Annotated in this window: 13 protein-coding genes; 1 reads left to right on the top strand and 12 read right to left on the bottom strand. The window is 52.8% G+C overall.

From position 1 onward, the window contains the following. Positions 1-52: 52 nt before the first annotated feature. The 10 genes from K4305_RS07245 to K4305_RS07200 all read right to left on the bottom strand — a co-directional run bounded on the left by K4305_RS07245 (position 53) and on the right by K4305_RS07200 (position 11020). Entirely contained in the window at positions 53-3742 is a 3690-nt protein-coding gene (locus K4305_RS07245; RefSeq protein ID WP_331561741.1) for a hypothetical protein, read from the bottom strand. Between the two features lie 3 nt (positions 3743-3745). After that, a complete protein-coding gene (locus tag K4305_RS07240; RefSeq protein WP_331561740.1) occupies positions 3746-4189 on the bottom strand; it encodes a GPW/gp25 family protein in 444 nt (147 codons plus the stop codon). A gap of 27 nt (positions 4190-4216) precedes the next feature. Then, the gene (locus tag K4305_RS07235; protein ID WP_331561739.1) at positions 4217-4486 is read right to left on the bottom strand and encodes a PAAR domain-containing protein; all 270 of its coding nucleotides are present in this window, start codon (positions 4484-4486) and stop codon (positions 4217-4219) included. A gap of 14 nt (positions 4487-4500) precedes the next feature. After that, positions 4501-6267 carry a type VI secretion system tip protein VgrG gene (gene vgrG, locus K4305_RS07230; RefSeq protein ID WP_331561738.1) on the bottom strand — a complete coding sequence of 589 codons (1767 nt, stop codon included), beginning with the start codon at positions 6265-6267 and terminating at the stop codon, positions 4501-4503. Then, on the bottom strand, positions 6264-6974 hold the full coding sequence (locus K4305_RS07225) for a CIS tube protein (protein WP_331561737.1): 711 nt from the start codon (positions 6972-6974) through the stop codon (positions 6264-6266). The genes vgrG and K4305_RS07225 overlap by 4 nt, the downstream gene beginning before the upstream one ends. Continuing rightward, positions 6974-7162, bottom strand: a complete 189-nt coding sequence (locus tag K4305_RS07220) for a DUF5908 family protein (protein WP_331561736.1) — start codon at positions 7160-7162, stop codon at positions 6974-6976. The genes K4305_RS07225 and K4305_RS07220 overlap by 1 nt, the downstream gene beginning before the upstream one ends. A gap of 7 nt (positions 7163-7169) precedes the next feature. Next, on the bottom strand, positions 7170-7616 hold the full coding sequence (locus tag K4305_RS07215) for a phage tail protein (RefSeq protein WP_331561735.1): 447 nt from the start codon (positions 7614-7616) through the stop codon (positions 7170-7172). 14 nt (positions 7617-7630) lie between these two features. Next, positions 7631-8068, bottom strand: coding sequence for a phage tail protein (locus K4305_RS07210; protein WP_331561734.1), 438 nt, complete (start codon positions 8066-8068; stop codon positions 7631-7633). Positions 8069-8134: 66 nt separating this feature from the next. Then, positions 8135-10168, bottom strand: a complete 2034-nt coding sequence (locus tag K4305_RS07205) for a phage tail sheath family protein (RefSeq protein ID WP_331561733.1) — start codon at positions 10166-10168, stop codon at positions 8135-8137. A 210-nt stretch (positions 10169-10378) separates the two neighbouring features. Beyond that, entirely contained in the window at positions 10379-11020 is a 642-nt protein-coding gene (locus K4305_RS07200) for a DUF4255 domain-containing protein (protein ID WP_331561732.1), read from the bottom strand. A gap of 499 nt (positions 11021-11519) precedes the next feature. On the opposite strand from K4305_RS07200, the gene K4305_RS07195 reads away from it, so the two are divergent. Further along, entirely contained in the window at positions 11520-12272 is a 753-nt protein-coding gene (locus tag K4305_RS07195; RefSeq protein WP_331561731.1) for a tetratricopeptide repeat protein, read from the top strand. A gap of 21 nt (positions 12273-12293) precedes the next feature. Here the strand turns inward: K4305_RS07195 and K4305_RS07190 are convergent, their stop codons facing one another. Together K4305_RS07190 and K4305_RS07185 are read right to left on the bottom strand one after the other, a co-directional pair. Continuing rightward, on the bottom strand, positions 12294-13547 hold the full coding sequence (locus K4305_RS07190) for a DEAD/DEAH box helicase (RefSeq protein ID WP_331561730.1): 1254 nt from the start codon (positions 13545-13547) through the stop codon (positions 12294-12296). Positions 13548-13756: 209 nt separating this feature from the next. Then, positions 13757-15070, bottom strand: a complete 1314-nt coding sequence (locus tag K4305_RS07185; protein ID WP_331561729.1) for a 3-deoxy-D-manno-octulosonic acid transferase — start codon at positions 15068-15070, stop codon at positions 13757-13759. Positions 15071-15251 lie beyond the last annotated feature (181 nt).

Here is a 15251-nt window from a genome sequence, read left to right as displayed (position 1 = left end):
GCATCGCGAGCGAGAGACGATCCAGCCTTGCAGCGTCGTCCCCGTTCTGTTTTCATGTATCCGCCTCGTCGTCGATAACCTCGATGGCATGCTCCGAAGCATTGGCCGAAACAAGAATCGAGACAGCTTTCGACGCCGACACTTCGTCGGAATCATCGAGTTCGGTTTTTTGGTCGAGTCTGTGGAACAGTTTGAAGTCGGTTACATAATCCACATAAGGCTGTTCCTCCACGAAATCGATAAGTGACGATTTGTAGAGACTGCCGCCGAACGAAATATCCGTCGCCTTGCCCGATATCCAGGGAGAGAGAAAGGTGACGAGATCGTTCTGAAGCAGATCGGTGCAGAACGCCTTATCGGCACCTGCAAAGAACTTCACCCTGAATGAAACACGCACGCTTTCAAAAACCGGATTACCCACATGCAGCTTCACGAAACCCGACACATAATCCTGAAGATACTTCCTGATCAGCTCCAGATCACCGAGATTCGTGCAGGGTCTTAGCGGATCGACAGCGTTGCGGTTCTGCAGGTCGGGAATCGTGATGATCGTCACATGGCCCGGTGCCGCTTCCCTGTAAACTGGTTTGCCGTCGACTCCAGGTTCGTACAGGGTATGGTTCAGACATTTGACCTTGTGTATCCCGGGAAATGCATCGAGGATCATTCGTTCGTAATCCCAAAGAGTAATGGCCCTGTTTTTATGTCGAAGTCTTTCGCTGACCCTGGTACGGAACAGTTCCGATGTTTCAGGCGGGCGTCCGCCGAAAGCAGGGTAGGGCTGGCTCACTTTTCTTATCGCCGCATCGGCAACGGCAAGCTTCGTTATCGATCCTGCGGGCAGCGGCGCCGACAGAAGATCCGGAGCGTTGCCCTGGTCGCTGAACGTCACTCGCGCCGCCTGCGCATGGATGCCGATCGCCTTGCATACAGCCGTCGAACGATCTGCAACGGCGGCTCTCAGCCAGTGCCGGGATGAAGCAAGAAAAAGCGTATCGGAGTTCGTCGCATCTTTGGGTATGGAAAAGCGGATAATGCCGGAACGAGTCAGTTGAGCGGTTTCATCGCTGATGCCGCTCTTGTCGAATGGTTTCCATCGATTGTTTTTAAGGTAGCACCACTGAACGTGTTCAGCAGGTTTTTTTACCTCCGGATCGGCGCTTCCCTCGGCGAGCTGGAAGAGCAGCGAAAGATTCTGTCCGGGCACAAGGCTGTCGATCCCGATACAGAACTCGCCCTCATTGCCGGATTCCGGAAGGAGCGTGGTCGTCGATCCTGAATCGAATACGGTATAACCGAACGGCGTGATCCAGCTGAATGTCATCTTTTCGAATTTTTCCGAAACCCTGTAACTCAACCTCAGCGATTCTATCCGGGGAGTATAGGGTTCTATCGGCATAGCCTCGGAAAAAGCCTCGACATAATTCGCCACGAAGTCATTCTTTTCAATCGGCATCCATGTACCTGACTCCTGTCGGTAGACCTTGCTGCGCGCTTCGTTGAACTTTTCCATTCTGTCGGCATTCGGGTTTACCGACCCGTTGGCCAGCTTCATCAGATAACGGCTCAGGGTCAGACGGTACAACTGGTGTCCGAAATCCCCCTTTAGCGTCAGTTTAAGAAAGCCGTTCCGGCTCTCCTGCGTATAAGGGCGCGCATCGAAATGGATTCCGGATGCGGCGCCTGCAGGCAATTCGAGTTTCGATGACGGGAAATAGACATCCGGACGCGTTCCGTAAAAAATCTGTACGTTGTCGCGATAGGGCGTAGAGCTCCAGATCCCGTTCTGCAGCAGGGTGACGGAGATATTCGGATAGAATTCGTTCACCCAGTCATAATCGATATCGCCGATCCATTCGGGCAGCCCTTTCCATACAAGACGGAACTGGAAAAGCGCATTGCTCTTCTGGAACAGCTCGTCGCATCCCACAATCAGGTAATCGTTGGTTTCAGGCGTCGGTCCGAAGGGCTGAAAGGGCTTGTCAGGTCTGATTTCCCCGAATTTCGTGTAAACGCTGAGGTTTTTAAGACCCTGTTCGTTCGGCTTGACGGCATTGAATCCGTCATAACCGACACAGACATCGAGGTGGCACTCCCCGGGAACGAGCACGAGCGAGCGGAGAGCATGGAGAACATCCTGTGATGTGCTCTCCTGTTTCAGCATCGCTCTGAGTGCAGGTAACCCTTCAGGCAGGGCGTCGCCATGCAGGTCCCGGTTCAGCGCAACTACCGGAGGCTGACTGCCGTCGACAAGCAGCGGGATCTCCAGAACGTTTTTCTTAAAGGGTGAAAGAGTAACGGAATCAGGAGTTGCCGTAATCCACCCCTTGTCTCCTGTAAGCTGAAAATCGAATGCGTTGCACAGCGTTTCCACCGAGACGGCGGCCGTCGAACAGACAAGCGTCAGCCTGATCCTTCTCTCTCCCTCGCCCAGCAGCAGGATGTGCGACGATAATGCGAATCCTGTTGATGCCAGATTCCGATCCTCCAGCTTCCCTCCGAAACAAGGCCACTGGCCGTCCGTTGCGGTCAGATCCGCACCTCTGCCGTCGTCCGAGTTCGAAACGGGAAAGGCGTAGAGCAGGGCGTTGGATCTGAAAACCGATTTCAGGTCACCAACGGAAGCGGTATTGGGTACGAAATCCGCATCGAGCGTAAAGATCACATCTTTTCCGAGGCTGTCCTTTCCGCCGCTGAAAGCCGTTCCCGCAGGGATCTGGCAGCTTTTTCCGTTTTTTGCAAGCTGGAATACCAGATGCGCACGGTTCGGGTCGGCGGCTTTTTCCGTAAGGCGAAGCACCTCTTTGTAATAGAAATCGAGATGCTTTCCGGTAAGGGTATTCATGTGTTCCCGGGCATACTCCATAAGCTGCAGAAAGGAGAGGAACAGGGCATAGTGCGGCTTGTGGTCGTTCCGGTTGGCTATATTGTCGGCAAGTGCGGCTCTGGCCTCTGCCGTGGTGCGGGCATAGGCTTTCAGTAACTGATGAAACGTCGTATTGAACAGGTTATGTGTCGCGATATGATTGATCTGTTCCGGGATGCCGTCTGAGGGCCCATAGGGCGAGAACTCCTCTTGAATTGAAGAGAAAAAAGAATTCCAGTTTTCAGAACCGTCGGTAATCCAGTCTTCAGACAACCCCTTGATGCATACTTCCCCGAAGGTAACGGCCTTGCTGTCGAAAATTCTTATGTCCGGAGCAGCAATATCTTCGATCAGGTTTCTGAGCTTTCCCGCTTTATAATATGCGGCAAGTCTTCTGAGCGCAGGCGCAAGCTGACGCTTGACGAGGTTTTCCATCATGCTCCTGATCGGTTCCGATTCCGGCAGCCTCTCCTTGAACAGATCGATCGCCTGAGCAAGGGTGGCGGCAGCGCTGAAGAGGTAACTGAACACCTTTATCGCAACCGTTTCATCGGTCTCGTCGTTTTTCAGCACGTCGAACCAGGACTTCACGGTTATCCTGTAATCGTCCACGTTCCGGATAGAGGCTTCAGCAAGCAGCACCGAGAGGTCATCACTGAAAAATCGCTGCCAATCGTCCACCTCGACATTGCTTGCATCGTAATACCTGAGATGAGCCGAAAACGCTTTTGCAAAGACCATTCCATGCTCGATTCCCCGGTCGTCCACCGGTGCGAATGAGGGATCGAGGGCCTGTAAAAATCGCTGCGTCCGGCTTGTTCCGTTTCTGACAAGCCTGTAGTTCCCTTTGAGCAGGTATTCGTTTTTATCAGCCATACATCAACTGTTGTCAGGTAACAGGTTAAGCGTTGCGGAAAGATTCACGTCGGTACCCTCCTGCAGATAGTAAGGAAAAACCAGATTGAACCTGGAGTTCGTGGTTTTCACCCGATAGTCGATACTGATTGTCACCACGCCTTCGAGGTCATCGTTTTCGCTCAGGATTACATTTTCAAGTTCGATCCGTGGTTCGTGATACAGAACGGCAGATTCGATTTTGTCGGCTAACAGGGTTTTCATGCGGGTATCCAGCCCCTCGAACAGAAGTTCGTCGAGGTTGCAGCCGTATTGCGGCAGCATCACCCGTTCACCCTGCAGGGTGCTCAGCAATATTTCGAGACTCGAAGCAATATCGCTGGCCTCTTCAAGCATCTCTACGCCGGAAATATTCCTGTCGAATGTCGGAGGAAAAGACCAGCCCCGTCCGAGAAATGGATATTGCATGGGTTTTTCAGCTGTTTGGTTATCGATCTATCCTCCGATGAGGACGGAGGGCGCGCAAGGCGGCATCACCATCCCTCCCGCTGCTGTCGGGTCGCCCATCCGCGCTGCAGGCATGCCGCCGATCAGCACCGTCGCCGAACCCTTTACGATAGCATCGGCACCGCTGGAGTCTCCCATCCGTGCTGCAGGCATGCCACCGATAAGGACGGTCGCCGCTCCGGGAGGCAGAATCGGAACCGGCGCTCCCTGTGTGGCCGAACTTACGATCATGTCGCCTACGCGCGCTGCAGGAACCATTGCTCTGACAGATTTCAGTTTATCTGAACCACACCGCCGCTGATGACTGTGGCGGCACTGCCTTTTATCGTCGTGTTTGCCCCCGAGACTTCTGCCGAGGCTGATCCCTCGGCCTTGAAACCCGTTTGCGCTTTTAATTCAATATTCATGCCTTCGGCTTTGATATCCTTAGTCGCTTTCAGCATCAGGTCCTTGACACTTTCTATCGTGATGCCGCTGTCGTCAAGTGAAATTCTGTTGCCATTCTGGTCTTCGATAAGGATGCCTTTTTTCTCTTCCGTGAGAGAAAGCTTATTGCCGCCCGGCGTTTCGATATGGATGATTTTTTTCTTGTCATCGAAGGTCAGTTTCATTTTTTCCCGGCTCATGTATCCTTTCAGGTGGTTATCGTCAGCAGCCGCTTCCGGCGAAGGCATCGAACTGCTGTGGCACATGCCGAGAACGACCGGGTGGCGCGGATCGTCGCCCAGAAACCCGACCACCACTTCATCGCCGATTTCCGGACGAAAAAAGGTGCCTCGTTCCTTTCCGGCGTCCAGCGTCGCAAGCCTCGTCCATATACCTTCCTCCGAATTGCTTATCAGGGGAAGGCGAACCTTGATGCGCTCTTCTCCTTCGGGATCTCCTTCCAGCAACGTCACGATCCCGATCTGGAGTCCGCCGACGCCGGGAAGCAGTCCCGATGCGGGCAAAGGACGCAGGTTGTATGTTTCCGCAAAGAGGCGGGGATCGATTCCGAACTGGACGTCGGTTTCCCAGTTTCCTCCCGAGACGCTCTGCCTGACTCCCGATACATAGAGCCTGCCTTCAAATCGCTCGCCTATACCGGTCACTTCGATCACCCTTCCCGGAGTAACTTCGGCAAAGCCCTGAAAACGTACCCGTCCACGTATCCTGGCAAGTCTTTCCCTGAGCAGGCGCGCATCCGCCCAGGCCTGAAGTTCGGGCTGAGCGAGCCTGCCGCCATGGCGGAGCGTATGGACCTGCTCATCAGTGACCACCGATAGTTCCGAGGGCAGGATGTTGCCGTTATCCATTGTCGCAGGTTCGGCGGCATCCGTTTCTGCCAGATCCTGATCGGCAGGGCTCCAGCTCATCGTTCTGATTCCACTGCTTTGCCAGCGGGCATCGATTTCGGCATCGAGTTCCAGAATCGTCGATCCGTAACTCACCTTGACAACAGGTTCGCTCTCCGTATCGGGCGGGCCTATCACAACCTTGTCATCTCCTGCAATCACGACCCGACCGTTCGCCTCTGCCCGGCAGACAAGAAAATCCCAATCGCTCGATTCGTACTGAACAACCTCCTTCAGATCCGGCGCAGTCGATTGTACCTTTTTCTGCAGGCCATACAAATCAAGCAGTTCTTCCATGATATCGCTGTCTTTCCTGTCGATGAAGTAGCGGCTGTTCAGGCCGGAGGTCATTCTGACCGCCTCATGCCGACACTCGACGACGAGGAGTCCCGATCCCTTGCGGACCCTGATGCTGTGCCTGATGATGATGCCCCTGAAGACGGTACTGTTCTGTGACCTGTAGCCGAGCTGCACCTCGATTTTCTTTCCCGGAACGAAATGCGTGGCATTACTTGCTTCGAAAGTGCCCTTGGCAGCTTCACCATCCTTGAAATGAAGAACGGCGGAAGGTATGCGGTTCAGTTCTCGTGTGACTGATACGGAAAGAATGTGCAGCGTGCCGGGAAGTTCGGTACCGTCTATGAGAACGGCAACCGTGCAGACATCAGGCGTTGCCGGCGTCGGGATGGTGCTTTCGTTGCTCAAGAGAGTTTGCCGTTTTTATCTACAGGTGGAAAGATAATATCCATGCCGGGTGTCAGGTTCCGGAAGTGGTTCAGGCCATTGATGGCAGCAACCGGCAGGTAATATTTCGGGTCGCCGTAAATACGGTAGCACATCAGAGGCAGTGTATCTCCGGCCTTGACCTTGCGAACGTGCGTCAGATCGGCAGATTGCTTGTTTTCCTTTGCCGCCCTTTTCTGCTCCTCGATACTGCTTTTGAAGGTTACCTTTGCAATGGCTCTTGTCGGCGTACCGTCAGGCCTGAAAAGCTTGAAGGTAATGCTGACTTCAGTGACCCGACCCTTGAAAATCGAGTTTTCTCCCCAGACAAGCTTGAAATGTCTCGGTTCATGCGCATCGCCCTTGTAGTCGATGAGAACCTGTCTGAATTTTTTTATATCCTCTGCCACAGAGTCACGCGGATTGCCGTCAATGATGCCTGTGTTGTCGAACAGAAACTCGAAACTGATCTCTTCAGGTTCTGTATATTCGTATTTAAGCTGCTGTCCGCTGGTACCCTGCCCCTGTCCCGAATCCGAAAATTTGAGTTTGTAGCTGAGCGTATAGCTTTCAGGATTGATCAGAACCTCGATCGAATCATCAGCCTCCTTTATGCCGCCGCTCTCCGCTTTTCCTGAATCGGAAAAGGCGAGAATGAGCATTTTTTCAAGTTTTCCGCTTTCGGACATCAGCGTTCGGATTTGTTTTTCAGGATTTCGAGTACTTGTTCCACGCATTCGGCAACGATAGCCTCCTTGTTACCTGCGCCGGGTGATGGCGGGGCAGGAGTGCCCGCTTTCGCGCTTCCGGACTTTTCGTTATTTCCGGAGCTGCTGACCGTTACCCGTATATGCAATTCCTTTATTTCGATAGGCATGGATAACTCATTCCTGCTGGACCGTGAAATATTGATAGGTCAGCTCCATCGTTTCTATGACAATGCTGTTTTCGGTCGCATTGAAATCGCTGACGAGCCATTTTTTCGGAATCGCATTTGCCACATTCCAGGTACGCAACGGCTCGCTTATTTCGTTCATAAGCGTCACCGTTACTGTTGCCGGTTTGAAAACACGGTTCCGGAATGCGTCGAGAACCCACCTGATCACATCTGAATCCGTCAGCATTCCCCGTTTGAGCACGAGGTCGCTGTACCTGGTCCGAACAGGCAACTTGTGTTCAAAGCGGTTCTCTCCGCCTTCCTTGTAGCTTTCATAATCGTACTCGACCGACAAGCCGGACACGGACTGAAAACGCACATCGTTCGTGTCCTGGCTGATATCGTTGAAAACTACCCTGAAATAGAACCCCCAGGGAGGATAATAATCGGTCATTGAACCGGATCGGCTTAAACTTTCATCAGTTTCAATCCTTCATGGGCAAGCTCGATGCTTTCGACAGCAATTTCGTTCGCATCGGACTTCAGATCGGGAGCCGTGATTTTCACCGGAAAGCATCGGGCTGCCGTCCATGCAGCTACAGGAGCATGTTTTTCGTTGAGCAGCCGGATCGTCACATCCCGGCGTTTGTCCACACGTTCGTTAGCGACTTCTTCGAGCCAGCTGTTGAAATCGAAATCATTTTCGAACTTGCCGCGCTTGAGCGTGATATTGCTGTTTTTGACCATGCCCGGCATGCTGATTTTGCTGAAATCCTTGCTGTCGCTATGCCGGTACTCGATCTTTTCTCGTTCCATCACCAGTCCGGTCACTTCGGTGAAGCTCATTTTCGCACCGCCCCAATCGACCTGGAAATGGAACCTCGGGATAGGATATTCCTGTGCCATACGTTACTGTTTTGTTATGAGTTGAATGGTGAACGACAAACCCTTGTCTCCATGTCGTGTTTTTCCTCACGACTCGGCCATCTTGTGAGAGAACTTCAGGATGATGAACTCTGCCGGCCTGACGGCAGCCATACCGATTTCTATGATCAGTCGCCCTTCGAGGATGTCGAGCGGTGTCATGGTCTTTCCGAGGCCGACAGCCACGAAGAATGCATGTTCGGGCTTGATTCCCTGAAGAGCTCCCTGGCGCCACAGAACCGTCAGGAAATTCTCGATCATTCCCTGAATTCTTACCCAGGTATTGGCATCGTTAGGTTCGAAGACGAATTGCTCGGTAGCCTTTTTTACGGACTCCTCGACAAAGTTGAAGAAGCGCCGCACGTTCACATACCGCCACTCGTTATCGTTTCCGGCAAGCGTCCGGGCGCCCCACACCAGAACGCCTTTTCCCGGGAAACTGCGGATGATGTTTACCGATTTGCCTGCATTGGCATCGACGTTATATTCGGCTTGCTGCTCATGCGATATTTTCACTGCCGGCCTTACCACTGCGTTCAGGCTGACATTGGCAGGCGCCTTCCATACACCGCGGTCGCGGTCAACCGCTGCGTAGACACCGGCTATTGCCCCGCCCGGAGGCAGCAGATTGAGAAACTCGGAGGCTTTATTGACGATGTTCTTGTATGCTCCGAAACTGTTCAGGAGGCTGTCGTTGAACTTTTTCTCGTACTCCGCCGCCGATTTCCGGGCAAACCGGAAAAATGCGATCATGGCTCCGCTTGCGTTCAGAAGCGCATTGCACGCAACGTCAGCTCTCGCCTTGTCAGTTGCCGCAGATGCGTATGCAGATGCGACCGAATCGGCTGCGATGGCATTGAAAGGATCGGTATCGGCATAGTTCAGGAGCGAGAGAGCTTTGCCGAGGTTGCTGTCCGCGTCTTCGGGGTTGTCCGAAAACAGATTGATTTTTACAGTTCTCGTGTCATCCCGATGGTACTTGTAATGAGCGGCAAGGATATTGAAGGCATCCTTCAGTTTGGCGCTTTCCAGATACCGTTCGATATCGGACTTCAGCAACAGATCTTTAGTCTGGCCGGCCGATGGGGATGCGGTGACGATTTCGGGCAGAGCCCCGGCCATCGATGCGACGCCGGCGAGGATTTCTGCCAGGAGATCGTACATTTTCTGCAGATCGTCTTCCAGATCGTCGAGATCCGCGTCGACGACCGCGCTTGCGACATATGCGTCTGAAGCGGCTTTCAGCAGGTCCTCCCATGTTTCTCCGGCACCGCTTCCCGCAGCCGATTCGCAGTTTTTCAGAGTATCTACTGCCGCCTCCGCTCCGGAGATGTCGGAAAGGATCTGCAGGATCGTCTCGTCTGTCGTCAGGCTGTTCAGTTCGATAACCGATCCTGTCGAACCGTTCCGTTTCAGGGTCAGGTCGCGGCGACAGACCGTACGGGGCAGGCTCGAAACGATCCACGGCCCGTACGCTGCGCCATACTTCAGGTTATTGATTCCGATGCTGTTCCGGAGCGTCTGAACATCCGTGCCGAAGGTGCCTGTATGCCTGATGTCGCACAGCGTGATCCGGTCCTTGAGCCTGTTGCATTGGGAGAGCGCCTCGATCTGCACGTCATGCAGACCGGAATCGTCGAGGTTGACAGCGTCGGGAAAGAGCAGGATGGTAGGTTCGTCCTCATCTGCAATCAGGGTGAGGCCATCGAGCAGATTCTGTTTTTTCAGGGAGTTGCCATAACTTCCTGCCGATACGATATAGCAGTTGCCACCGCCGTTTGCATAAAAGAGCCTCAGACTGTCGTAAAGCAGGAAGCCGGTCGCCTTTTCTGCGCCGGTATATGCATTATCGTTATCGAGATAGACCTCCATTGTCTGCGGCGGCGATCCGCCGTAGATCTCTTCATACTCCGCAAGAGACTCGATGCGTACCGCTTTATTGAAAAGAGACTCTCCGTCGCGCGAAGCCTTTTCCGTGTAGCCGATAAATGCGGGAATTGCCGTTTCCACTGCAGCGATCGAAGGTGGAAACTTGGGTATCTCTTCGACATACACTCCCGGTGTCTTGTACAATGCTGGCATAGTGTGTCCCGTTTAGGTTTGGTAATCGACGTTATATTGAAAATACCGGACAAGCTGCCGACGATCCTGTTTCAGGCTTCGGAGGACGCGGGTCGGAAGCGGTATGTTTCCGGCAACGCGCTGGAACTGCCGGAAAAGAAATTAGCCGGATTGACGCTGAACGAGGCGCGTGTCGAGCTTTTTTGCCCTCGATGTTGTGTTGCCCGGTGCTCATGCCGATGATGTCGTCAGGTGAGAAAGATCACGGATAACCTCTTTGATCAGAGGCATTTCATCCTGTACGGATTTGAACTTGAGGTCGAGCATGCGCATCCTGTACAGGACAAACGGATACTGTTTTCCTCCGAGCGTACCCCACATATGGTTCACCTCTTCCATTGACGCCGAATAAAGGTCGAAAATCAGCTTGAAGGTCTCGATACGATCTATCGGATTAAGCGGCTGGCCATCCGAAATCGACGAAGGATCGACATTTTCTCTGGTGAACACGTTCCTGTACTGAAAAAAACGGATGGCCCGCGAAAGCATCAGAATGGCATCGTTATAATTGCTGTGCGTTGCCGCCAGGAGGATTTTAAAATTCAGGAAAACAGGAGGGTTTTCGAATACTGCGGTGAGTTTGCTGCTGTCAACGACATAGTTCGGCGTGTTTTTCAGGGCGCTTTCCTCGCTGATATTGACAATTGAAAGGTAGATCGTATTTCGGTCGAGACCGGGGCTTCCCGCGGTCATCGCAAATCCTTCTGCCAGATTGCCAAGCGCAGCTTGCGGCTTTTGCGAGTTGTTGCCATAGGTGCTGTCCATGTGGCTGTTCAGCTCGTTAAGCACAACGGTTAAAACATGCGAAATCATTTGGCGATATTCCTGTATGTAGTTCAAACGAAAATATCGAATGCCGGGAGATCATATACGCATCTGATGCTCGCGATCATTCCTGCCTTCATGAATCCCCTGTATTATTCTCCTTGACCGGGTAGAAGAAATCCCCGGGAGCAATAGCTGAAGAAAATCTTTTTTTAAAATGCAATCCGGTTTTTTAATGGGCAGGATGATCCGAAACGTTCTTGCGTCAGTTGTAATTGGTGCCGGTTTGTATTTGTGGCGCAAACTGCGGCGATCGTCGCCATGATGATGCCTGAATATCCATTGAACAGTACCGGGTAATACAGAAGGGAAAAGAAGAAACGGGGCCTCCCTTGTAAAAAGGATAAGAGTATTGGTTGTGAATTCCAATAGCAATTGATAAATAGAATAAGCAGCAGCCTGTGCTGAGCGGATCTGCTTTAATTTCGGGGGATCTATCGAAAACTCAACGAGCAGCGTTCAGCCGCCACATCTGATTATTCTGACGATGAATACTATTTCAAAACTTTTTTTTGTCGCGTTATCTGTCTCGGTTGCTTCCGCCGCCTCCGCATATGCCGACACGGGAAACGAGGTTTCTTTGCTTTCCGGGAAAGCCAGGCACGAACGGCGTGACTATGCTGGCGCCATAGCCGATTTTACGAGCGTCATCGAGCGTGAAGGGAAGAATGCCCGGGCTTATCATAGCCGGGGTCTGGCAAAACTTGACGCCGGAGACAGGCCGGGAGCGATAGCTGATTTTATGAAAGTAATCGATCTTGAGCCGCAGCTTGCCGCGGACTGCTTCAGGAAGGATCAGAAGGATGTCGATAGAGATGCCGGGTATCTTTCAGCAGAGGATCGTTCGCGCCGCGTATTCATCGAAGATCTTGTGTCTGGATACGCTTTCGCATTCGATAACAGTGGGTTGCTGAAATACATACAGGGAAACTACGACGGGGCAATCGAGGATTTTTCTGCAGCAATTATCCTCGAACCGAAGTTTGCGCTTCCCTACAAGCATCGGGGATATGTGAAATACGACCTGAAGGATTTTCAGGGCGCCATTGAGGATTATTCGAAAGCCATCAGGTTTGATCGCAAGGCAGCCGAGACCTATCGGGAGAGGGCGCTTGCCAGAGAGCAGTCAGGTGATGCTGACGGAGCGATGGACGATTTCAGGAAAGCGGCGAAGCTTGGCGATGCCACGGCAATGAAGAAAATTGCAGCAATGGAAGAAGCGGAGGACCCGGCAAATTGATTATTGCCGGAGTCTTTCCTTTCAGTTCATTTTCCGGGTCGTTTTTCTCCATTGCGGGCCTTTCCTGCCTGCTGCCGGTTTGGGATTGGGATGGCCGGCGGCATGAAGCTCCTCCGGTTTGGCTTTTTCCGTTTTCTGTCCGGTTAAAGGAAACGGATGCCCGTCGATGACCGGGATTTTCAATGCGATGAGTTTTTCGATATCGCGCACATACTCCTTTTCTTCCTGGTCGCAGAACGATATAGCCGTACCTTTCGCTCCGGCCCTGCCGGTTCTTCCGATCCGGTGCACGTAGGTTTCGGCGATATTGGGTATGTCGAAGTTGATGACATACTCCAGTTCGTCCACATCGATGCCCCGTGCGGCAATATCGGTGGCCACCAGCACCCGCATGGACTGATCCTTGAATCCCCCGAGAGCGCGCTGCCGCGCGTTCTGCGATTTGTTGCCGTGGATGGCTGCTGCGGTGATATCATGTTTCTGCAGGAATTTCACCACCTTGTCGGCGCCATGCTTCGTGCGTGTGAATACAAGGGTGTTTCTGATTTTCGGTTCGCGCAGGATATGGAGCAGGAGGCTGTTCTTGTTGCCTTTATCGACAAAGTACATCTCCTGTCTGATGGTTTCGGCAGTCGAGGATACCGGCGTGACGGAGACGGTTACAGGCCGGTGCAGGATTGAGGCCGCAAGCCTGACGATCTCCGGAGGCATGGTTGCCGAAAAGAAGAGTGACTGTTTTTTCTTTGGCAGAGCGCCGAGAATCTTTCTGATATCGTGGATGAATCCCATGTCGAGCATCCGGTCCGCTTCGTCAAGCACGAATATCTCGATGTCGCGAAGATGCAGATGCCCCTGATTCATAAGGTCGAGCAGACGACCCGGCGTTGCGACAAGAATATCCATTCCTCTGTGCAGTGCCGAGGTTTGCGGGTTCTGGCTTACTCCTCCGAAAATAACCGAGTTCCGCAATCCGGTATGCCGTCCGTATGCATCGAAGCTTTCGCCGATCTGGATGGCCAGTTCCCTTGTCGGTGTTACGACAAGAGTGCGTATTCTTCGTTTCTTGTCATTGGGTTTTTCTTTCGAGAGCAGTTGCAGGATTGGAATGGCGAATGCCGCGGTTTTTCCCGTGCCGGTCTGCGCGCAGCCGAGAAGATCGGATCCTTCGAGGACGATCGGAATTGCTTTTGACTGGATAGGTGTCGGCAAGGAGTATCCTTCTTCTTCAAGAGCCTTGAGAATCGGGTCGATTATAGCCAGAGAACTGAATGTCATAGGGTGTCAGAGGTATTGAAAATATATATGCGAGCCTTGCCGGGCGAGGATTTCTCTTGATCGACGCGGAGCGGAGTGAAACAGCCTGCAGCGGTTGGGAAGATAGCATAATTTACGGAGTAATCGCATGAAAAACCGACTGCTGACTGAATGGAGCCGGAAAGAGCATAACGGCAACGGAATCGATGGCGGGAATTTCAATGGTTCGATCAGCAGTTGCCTGGCACAGTTTTTTTTCCGGACTGGCAATCCGTTTCTATGTATTCCGTTATTCGATCCGTTGCCCCGGAACGTTCACGGACGAACATGCCTGCAGCAGTTCCGGCACGCATACGCTCTTGCCGGCTGCCCAAGAGATGACAGAGCGCTTTATGGAGCGTTGTTTCGTCGCTGACGACGGTTGCCCCGCCGCAAGCAGCAAGATCGACAGCTTCAGGAGAGTTGAGGTGGCGCGGGCCGAACAGCACGGGGATACCGTAGACTGCAGGCTCGAGGGTGTTATGGACGTTGACGCCGAACCCTCCTCCCACATAGGCAAGCGAAGCGAGCGAGTAAAGTTCTGCCAGGTAGCCTGTCTGGTCGATCACAAGCGTTTCCTGTTCCGGATCGAACGATCGGTCGAGAGTAGATATCTTTCTGAACGCGATTTTCATTTCTGTAAGCCCACGGCAGAGCCTTCCCATGTTTTCATGATCGACTTTATGGGGCACGAGAATCAGGACTGGCCTTTTTTCAAGCTTTTGCCATGCAGGCAGCAGGATGGCTTCGTCGCGATCCCAAACGCTGCCGGCAACAAGTACGGAGCGATTTTCATAGAAGGGTTTCAGATGCGAGACTTTCGCGACGTTCATGCTGCGCTGCAGCACCTGATCGAAGCGCGGGTCTCCGGCGGTTTCTGCATGCACACAGCCGAAACTCTCCCTGAATGCCCGCGTGTCATCTTCCGAAACTGTATAGATACGGTCGAACAGTCTGAAGAGGCTTCCGTAGAAGCTTTTGAGGACGGGGCGGAAATAGTGTGACCGTTGCCGGAGCACCGCTGCTGCGAGAACCAGCCTGGCTCCGGCTTTTTTCGTTTCGAGCAGATGGTTCGGCCAGAAATCGTAACGCATGAGCATCAGCATATCCGGCCTTATGAGCGAAACGAGTCTTCTTGCATTGGCAGGTGTATCGACTGGAAGATAGAAAACGGCCGAAGCGCCGGGAAAGTCCTTTCGGGCATTATAGCCGGAATCGGAGAGGAAAGAAACGAACAGGGCGATATCCGGGTGTTTTGCCTGCAGTGCGGCGATGACCGGACGTGCCTGCTCGAATTCACCGACCGAAGCCGCATGCACCCAGAGCCTGTAGGAACCGGTCTTCCGGTCGGGCAGGGAGGCTATGTTCTCTTCGAGATTCTCGAACAGGCTGTTCCGTACTGAAAGAAAATCGCGCAGCCTGCCTTGTGCGGCGCCCAAGCGGCTTATCGCGCCGAAAAGCCATGGACTGAAAATAACATAGAGATCGAGTGCGGCACTGTTCATTGGCATCGCGAGTTCTTTTCCTGAAAGGTAAACAAAAAGAGTTGTCCGCATTGCCGGAGATGAATGGCCATTGCGTTTTTTCGGGAGGGCGGTTTGTAATTCGGGCAAACTTATACGAAATTCAACAGGAACTTTCTTCGCTTCGAGGATTGCTTCGCAGCGATCAACCTGTTAATGGTAT

The organism is Chlorobium sp. (assembly GCF_036528655.1).
Classification (GTDB): domain Bacteria; phylum Bacteroidota; class Chlorobiia; order Chlorobiales; family Chlorobiaceae; genus Chlorobium.
Note: the sequence above shows the minus strand (reverse complement) of the source record. Positions and strands in the feature narration are given on the sequence as shown.

Bases quoted from the DNA above. Each gene is read 5' to 3' on its own strand.
- K4305_RS07245 (WP_331561741.1), bottom strand. From the start codon at position 3,742: ATGGCTGATAAAAACGAATACCTGCTCAAAGGGAACTACAGGCTTGTC.
- K4305_RS07240 (WP_331561740.1), bottom strand. From the start codon at position 4,189: ATGCAATATCCATTTCTCGGACGGGGCTGGTCTTTTCCTCCGACATTC.
- K4305_RS07235 (WP_331561739.1), bottom strand. From the start codon at position 4,486: ATGGTTCCTGCAGCGCGCGTAGGCGACATGATCGTAAGTTCGGCCACA.
- K4305_RS07225 (WP_331561737.1), bottom strand. From the start codon at position 6,974: ATGTCCGAAAGCGGAAAACTTGAAAAAATGCTCATTCTCGCCTTTTCC.
- K4305_RS07220 (WP_331561736.1), bottom strand. From the start codon at position 7,162: ATGCCTATCGAAATAAAGGAATTGCATATACGGGTAACGGTCAGCAGC.
- K4305_RS07215 (WP_331561735.1), bottom strand. From the start codon at position 7,616: ATGACCGATTATTATCCTCCCTGGGGGTTCTATTTCAGGGTAGTTTTC.
- K4305_RS07210 (WP_331561734.1), bottom strand. From the start codon at position 8,068: ATGGCACAGGAATATCCTATCCCGAGGTTCCATTTCCAGGTCGATTGG.
- K4305_RS07205 (WP_331561733.1), bottom strand. From the start codon at position 10,168: ATGCCAGCATTGTACAAGACACCGGGAGTGTATGTCGAAGAGATACCC.
- K4305_RS07200 (WP_331561732.1), bottom strand. From the start codon at position 11,020: ATGATTTCGCATGTTTTAACCGTTGTGCTTAACGAGCTGAACAGCCAC.
- K4305_RS07195 (WP_331561731.1), top strand. From the start codon at position 11,520: ATGAATACTATTTCAAAACTTTTTTTTGTCGCGTTATCTGTCTCGGTT.
- K4305_RS07190 (WP_331561730.1), bottom strand. From the start codon at position 13,547: ATGACATTCAGTTCTCTGGCTATAATCGACCCGATTCTCAAGGCTCTT.
- K4305_RS07185 (WP_331561729.1), bottom strand. From the start codon at position 15,070: ATGAACAGTGCCGCACTCGATCTCTATGTTATTTTCAGTCCATGGCTT.